Below are 6,131 nucleotides of genomic sequence, written 5' to 3'. Positions count from 1 at the left end.
GCGCGAGCTTGCGAGTTGCTGGTGTGACCTTCTTGATCCCTGAGGAGCAGTCGCGCGAGCTTGCGAGCCGACCGCGTCACGAAGGGTCAGGTGACGTCAGGCTCCCACGGATCCACCGCAACCCGACCAAGCGCTTGCTAGGGTAGACCCATGGCAGCGCGAACCTCGACCAGCTCGGCCCGCCGCGACGAACTCCTGTCGACGGCGGGCCGGCTGTTTGCGGAGAACGGGCTGCGGTCCACGACGGTACGCGACATCGCCGACGCCGCGGGCATCCTGTCGGGCAGCCTGTATCACCATTTCGACTCCAAGGAGTCGATGGTCGACGAGATCCTTCGCGGCTTCCTCGACCGGCTGTTCGGCAGGTACCGCGAGATCGCCGCGGCCGATCTGTCGGCCACCGAGACCATCCGCCGTTTCGTGGTCGCCTCATTCGAGGCGATCGACAACGACCATCATGCGGTGGCGATCTATCAGGACGAGGCCCCGCGCCTGGCCTCCCAGGAACGCTACGGCTATATCGCCGAACTCAATACCGAATTCCGCGGCCTCTGGCTCTCGACGCTCCGCCGCGGCGTCGACGACGGCGAGTTCCGCACCGACCTAGACCTAGAGCTCGTGTACCGATTTATGCGCGACACCGTGTGGGTGGCGGTCCGCTGGTATCGTCCCGGCGGCACGATGGGCGTCGAAGACATTGCGCAGGAATATCTTTCGATCGTGCTCGACGGAATCGCCCCACGCTGACCGGCTATGCGCGATCCTGGTTGACCAGTTGCGCGCCGAGGGCCGCGCCACTCAGGGAAGTCAGGAACCCGATGACGGTGGCCTTGCGGGGCAGCGCTCCGCGCCGGGTCTCGTCGGCCACGGTCGCCAGGTCGATGACGTCGGTGGCGATGTTCAGCTTGTGCAGCAGGGGAGCGGACTTCTCGTCGGCCACGAGGAGCCCGACACCGAGTGCGAGGTTGCGCGACGCCATCAGCCGCGTCAGTGTCGGGCCGGGACCGGCGCTGAAGTCCAGCCCATAGAGTCGGCCGGCGGTGCGGCTGGCCAGCAATGCCACAGTCCCCAGTGCGAGTCTGTGTGCGGCCAAGAGCTGTGTGGCGTTCATATCGGTGGTTTCGTCCCTCCGTGTGGTGTCAGTCACTACACGGTAGCCCGATTTTTCGAATCCAGACAAGAAAATGCCCAACACGGGAGCGCTGATGCGGCTACTGCATCAGCACCCCGGTGGAGGGCGCTTCTTGTCCTCGGGTCAGCTCAGCGCTTTGCGGCGTTCGTGAGCCTGGGTCATCACCGACTGGATCAACTCGTCGCAGCTGGGCAGATCCTCGATCATGCCGACGACTTGGCCGGAAGCGAGGACCCCTGCCCTGGTGTCGCCCTCGACGAGCCCGGCACGAAGCAGCATCGGGGTGTTGCCGGCCATGATGATCTGCTGCCAGGTCCGCTCACCGGACTTCTTCATAGCCAGGCCGTCACGTACCAGGGTGGTCCACTTCATACCGGTGAGCTGTTTGAACTCATTCGCATTCCGGGCAGCAGCCGCCAAAGCTTTGACGGGACTACCGCTTTCGAGAGCATCGACCAGCGGGGTCCGCAGCACCCGATGCGGCATGCCGTCCACCTTCACCGAAACGACGGTGTCGTTCAGGGAACGCTTGAGGTACTCCTGTTTCACCGAGTCAGGGACGGCACTGTCGGAGGTGAGCAGGAACCGGGTGCCCATCGCGACGCCGTCGGCACCGTAGGCCAATGCAGCGACGAGCCCGCGGCCGTCGAAGAAGCCACCCGAGGCGACGACCGGCATATCCGAACCCGCCTGTGCCAGCGCATCGATGACCGACGGCAGCAGCAGTGTGGTGGCGACCGGCCCGGTGTGGCCACCGCCCTCACCGCCCTGCACGATCACCGCGTCCGCACCCCACGATGCCACCTTCAATGCGTGCTTGGCCGCACCGATCGACGGAATGACCACCACACCATGGTCTTTGAGCTTGGCGATCAGATCCTTCTTCGGTGCCAGCGCGAACGAAGCGACCTTCACACCCTCCCGGATCACCAGGTCGATCCGGTCGGCGGCATCGGCGGCGTCGGCGCGCATGTTCACACCGAACGGCTTGTCGGTGAGCGACTTGGTCTTCTTGATCGCCGCTTCCAACTCACCGAAAGTCATTGTCGCCGAGGCCAGAATCCCCAAACCGCCGGCGTTCGACGTGGCCGAGGTGAGCGATGGTCCCGATACCCAGCCCATCCCGGTCTGTACGATCGGATATTCGATACCCACCAGCTCGGTGAACTTGGTGGGAAGTGCAGCGGCCCGGACGGTTCCATTTCCTGACCCGGTAAGATTCCCCGTCGCTTCGCTCGCCCCGGTAAGATTCCCCGTCGCTTCGCTCGCCCCGGTGACATTTCCCGTCGCTTCGCTCGCCCCGGTGACATTTCCCGTCGCTTCGCTCGCCCCGGTCACCGGACCTCCCGATTGCGAACGCCCTTGGGATCGAGGACCTCCCGGATGATTGTCAGTTCCTCATCGGTCGGCTGACGGGTCACACCGGCCGAATCGAGACCGGCGACCTCGAACGAGGTGTTCTCGACGACCTCGGCCGCCTCGACACCGGGATGCAGACTCAGCGCCCGCAACGTGTGATCGGGTCCGCCGAAGTCGAACACCCCGAGATTGGTGACGACGCGATGAATGTTGTGATCGTCGAAGGCGGGATTGCCGGGATCGACTTTGTCATAACCGATTCCGGACACGATGTCGACGGATTCGGTGAACACGCGAGTGGAATGGCGGCCCACCCAATAGCTTGTCGGATGGTTGATGGTGTTGCCCGGCGCCCCGCGCACCCCGAACATCTGCCGCGTCGGCTGCTGCAACGGCCCGAATGCCGACAGGTTCTGGTTGCCGTGCCGGTCGATCTGGTTGGCGCCCATCACCACATGACGACGACCCGACGCGACCACGTCGAACACCTTGCGGAACGGCATCCAGCCCTCGATCGGACCGGACCGTCCGATGGCCGGGGTGTCGGCCAGGATCAGCGCCTCCCCGTCGGTGATGAGCAGATCCGGTTCGGTCGTCAGCCGCGCCAGGCGCGCCCCGAGCAGCGCCATCGGTGCCATCGGCGATGCCATGATCTCGCCTGCGCCGGAAAAGATCTCGGCACAGGCGACGACACAGACCTCGGCCAGGGTTATATCGGTACTGGGTTCGGTCGTGGTCACTTTCCGGTCTCCTCCTGCTCGGCCCGCCACGCGGCAACCTCACGCTGATAGGTTTCTTCGTCGACGCGCAAGAATCGCTGCGAAAACGCCTCCCACATCTCGGGGGTCTTCGCGGACTCGACATAGAACTTCTGGAACGCCTCGTCGCGTCCGTAGTCGCCGGCGAACGTGAAATGTGCGCCGTTGGGGGCGTGCACCACCCGGTCGACATTCATCCGGTTCAGCAGAAGCCTCTGGTGCGGAACCGATTTCACGAGCACCTCGGTCGACACCAGCTGATCGGTTTCCAGATAGCGGCGCTCGGCGGCGGCACAGAACAGATCGTCCATGTACGGGTCGATGCCGGTGTAGGCGGCGTTACCTCGATTGTCGGCGATGTCCAGGTGCACGAACGCGGCATCCAGGCGCAGTGCGGGCATCGCGACCAGCGTCTGCGTGCGGCCGTCCGCGTCGGGATAGGGGGAGGCGACGGTCTTGAGTTCGCCCTCCCAGAAGTTGAGTACGTCCGAGCCGAGGCCGGCGCGGATCGGGAGGAACGGCAGCCGGGCGGCGGCAGCTTCGAGTCCGCATTTGACCATGCCCTCGTCCATCTCGCGGGCCTCGATGGCGCCGGTGGTGCGCGCCCGGGCGAACCACGGATCGTAGAACGGCGCCGAGTCCAGCGACACGAATCCGTAGTAGGCGCGCCGCACTTTTCCTGCTGCACAAAGTAATCCGAGGTCGGCCCCGCCATAGGTGACCACCGTCAGATCCTTGACGTCCGAACGCGCCAGCGCCCGCACCAGCGCCATCGGCTTACGCCGCGACCCCCACCCACCGATGCCGATGGTCATCCCGTCACGCAGTTCGCCGATCACCTCGTCGAGCGTGCTTGTCTTATCCGTTGGTGTTGCTGCCATCAGTTGATTTCGCCTTCTATTGGGAACCGGTACGAGTTGAAAGCGCCGGAAGTGACGGAGCTACTTGATCCCTGAGGCCGAAGCGAGGGACGAGCAAGGGCTGCGTTGGGTCCGGCGACCCGAGCATCACGAATCACCCACAGCCTTCCCCGTCGCCACGAACGCATCCCGATGCTCATCGGACACCCCGGCCAGGTTCAGCTCGAAGGTGTACCCCTGCTCAAGCCGGTAACTCGTCTTCACGTCGACGGGGTCGATGTGATTGATCGCGGCCTTCGCCGCCCGGATCACCCGGGTGTCCTTCTTGGCGATTTGCTCGGCTACTTCGGTTGCAGTGGAAAGCAATTCGTCGGCGGGCACCACCCGATACACCGAGCCGAAGTGCAGCAGTTGTTGTGCGGTAACGGTTTGCGCCGTGTAGTACAGGGTCCGCATCATGTGCTGCGGCACGAGCCGCGCCAGATGTGTTGCGGCGCCCAGCGCTCCGCGATCGACTTCGGGCAGTCCGAAGTAGGCGTCGTCGGAGGCGACGATGATGTCGGCGTTGCCCACCAGGCCCACGCCGCCGCCGACGCAGAAACCGTTGACGGCCGCGATGACGGGGACGGGGCAATCGTAGACGGCGGAGAAGGCCGCGGCGCAGCCGTGGTTGGCGCCGATGAGGGCGTCGAAGCCGGTGGTGGTCTGCATCTCCTTGATGTCGACGCCCGCGTTGAAGCCGCGTCCCGTCGAACGCAGGATCACCACATGCGTCGACGGGTCTTCGCCGGCGGCGGTGATGACGTCCGCCAGATCGAACCAGGCGGCCGACGGCAGCGCGTTGACCGGGGGATAGTCGACGGTGACGATCGCGATGCCGGTGTCCGTCCGTGCCGTGGTGATGGGCATCATGGCTCCTTCTCCCACCAGTTGCGGTGCGTGGTTGTTCGGCGGGGTGTCCCACCATTGCCAGGGAACCAAGCAAGTGCTTGGTTGTTTGGTAGGGTATCACCCATGACCGCAGCACCGCAGGGGCCTCCGGGGTCGGCCGACCGTATCGATCTGGGACTGTCAGGGAAGATCGTGCTGATCACCGGTGGCGCGCGAGGGGTCGGAGCTGGGATCGCAACGGTTCTCAAAGACCTCGGCGCTATCCCGGTGATCTGTGCCCGTCGACCACCTACAGCCGACGACCACCCGGACTTCTTCCCGTGTGACGTCCGCGACGAGGATGCGGTGACCGAACTGGTTGCCAAGATCGTCGACAAGTACGGCAAACTCGACGGCGTGGTGAACAACGCCGGCGGCTCACCCTTCGCGCTCGCCGCTGACGCCTCGGCGAGCTTCACCAATAAGATCATTGCGCTTAATCTTGTTGCGCCACTGATAGTTTCCCGTGCTGCTCACGCGGTGATGGTGAACCAGCCCGATGGTGGTGCGATAGTCAACATTTCGAGCGTGAGCGGGCACCGGCCGTCGCCGGGCACTGCCGCCTACGGTGCTGCCAAGGCCGGCGTCGACAGCGCGGCCACCGCGCTCGCCGTCGAGTGGGCACCCAAGGTCCGCATCAATTCCATTGTGGCCGGTGCCATCGAGACCGAACTGTCGCATCTGCACTACGGCGACCAGGCGGGTGTCGACGCCGTCGCGGCGACAATCCCGATGGGCCGCCTGGCGCAGCCGTCCGACATCGGCAACGCCGTCGCGTTCCTGCTCTCCCCGCTGTCGTCGTTCATCACCGGCAGCACCCTCACAATCCACGGCGGCGGCGAACGCCCCGCCTTCCTGTCCGCCGCCAACGCCGGCAACCAGGTGTGAAGCGTTGGGATCCGCGGCTCGCCGGACCCTTCGAGACGCCTCGCCTAGCGGCTCGGCTCCTCAGGGATCAAGAAGGCGATCCCTGTGGCCGAAGCGGAGGGTGTCGGGTGTCATCGTGATTCCTGGGGCCGAAGCGATGAGGGTGTCGGGTGTCATCGTGATTCCTGGGGCCGAAGCGATGAGGGTGTCGGGTGTCATCGTGAT

7 protein-coding genes are annotated in these 6,131 nt (G+C 65.0%); 2 read left to right on the top strand and 5 right to left on the bottom strand.

The window, feature by feature from the left end:
- Positions 1 to 150 precede the first annotated feature (150 nt).
- Positions 151 to 747 carry a TetR/AcrR family transcriptional regulator gene (locus KDB67_RS00365; protein ID WP_291010956.1) on the top strand — a complete coding sequence of 199 codons (597 nt, stop codon included), beginning with the start codon at positions 151 to 153 and terminating at the stop codon, positions 745 to 747.
- A 4-nt stretch (positions 748 to 751) separates the two neighbouring features.
- Here the strand turns inward: KDB67_RS00365 and KDB67_RS00360 are convergent, their stop codons facing one another.
- The 5 genes from KDB67_RS00360 to KDB67_RS00340 form a co-directional block, all read right to left on the bottom strand.
- Positions 752 to 1,147 carry a hypothetical protein gene (locus KDB67_RS00360; RefSeq protein WP_291010954.1) on the bottom strand — a complete coding sequence of 132 codons (396 nt, stop codon included), beginning with the start codon at positions 1,145 to 1,147 and terminating at the stop codon, positions 752 to 754.
- Between the two features lie 108 nt (positions 1,148 to 1,255).
- On the bottom strand, positions 1,256 to 2,470 hold the full coding sequence (locus tag KDB67_RS00355; RefSeq protein WP_291010952.1) for a nitronate monooxygenase: 1,215 nt from the start codon (positions 2,468 to 2,470) through the stop codon (positions 1,256 to 1,258).
- Positions 2,467 to 3,231, bottom strand: coding sequence for a CoA-transferase (locus tag KDB67_RS00350; RefSeq protein WP_291010950.1), 765 nt, complete (start codon positions 3,229 to 3,231; stop codon positions 2,467 to 2,469). The genes KDB67_RS00355 and KDB67_RS00350 overlap by 4 nt, the downstream gene beginning before the upstream one ends.
- Positions 3,228 to 4,130, bottom strand: coding sequence for a CoA-transferase (locus KDB67_RS00345; protein ID WP_291010947.1), 903 nt, complete (start codon positions 4,128 to 4,130; stop codon positions 3,228 to 3,230). The genes KDB67_RS00350 and KDB67_RS00345 overlap by 4 nt, the downstream gene beginning before the upstream one ends.
- Positions 4,131 to 4,256: 126 nt before the next feature.
- The gene (locus tag KDB67_RS00340) at positions 4,257 to 5,018 is read right to left on the bottom strand and encodes an enoyl-CoA hydratase family protein (RefSeq protein ID WP_291010945.1); all 762 of its coding nucleotides are present in this window, start codon (positions 5,016 to 5,018) and stop codon (positions 4,257 to 4,259) included.
- 105 nt (positions 5,019 to 5,123) lie between these two features.
- Between KDB67_RS00340 and KDB67_RS00335 the strand changes: the two genes are divergently transcribed.
- The gene (locus KDB67_RS00335) at positions 5,124 to 5,927 is read left to right on the top strand and encodes an SDR family oxidoreductase (protein WP_291010942.1); all 804 of its coding nucleotides are present in this window, start codon (positions 5,124 to 5,126) and stop codon (positions 5,925 to 5,927) included.
- Positions 5,928 to 6,131 lie beyond the last annotated feature (204 nt).

Source organism: Gordonia sp. (in: high G+C Gram-positive bacteria) (assembly GCF_020438995.1).
Lineage (GTDB): Bacteria > Actinomycetota > Actinomycetes > Mycobacteriales > Mycobacteriaceae > Gordonia.
This window is presented reverse-complemented; position numbering and strand designations above follow the sequence as displayed.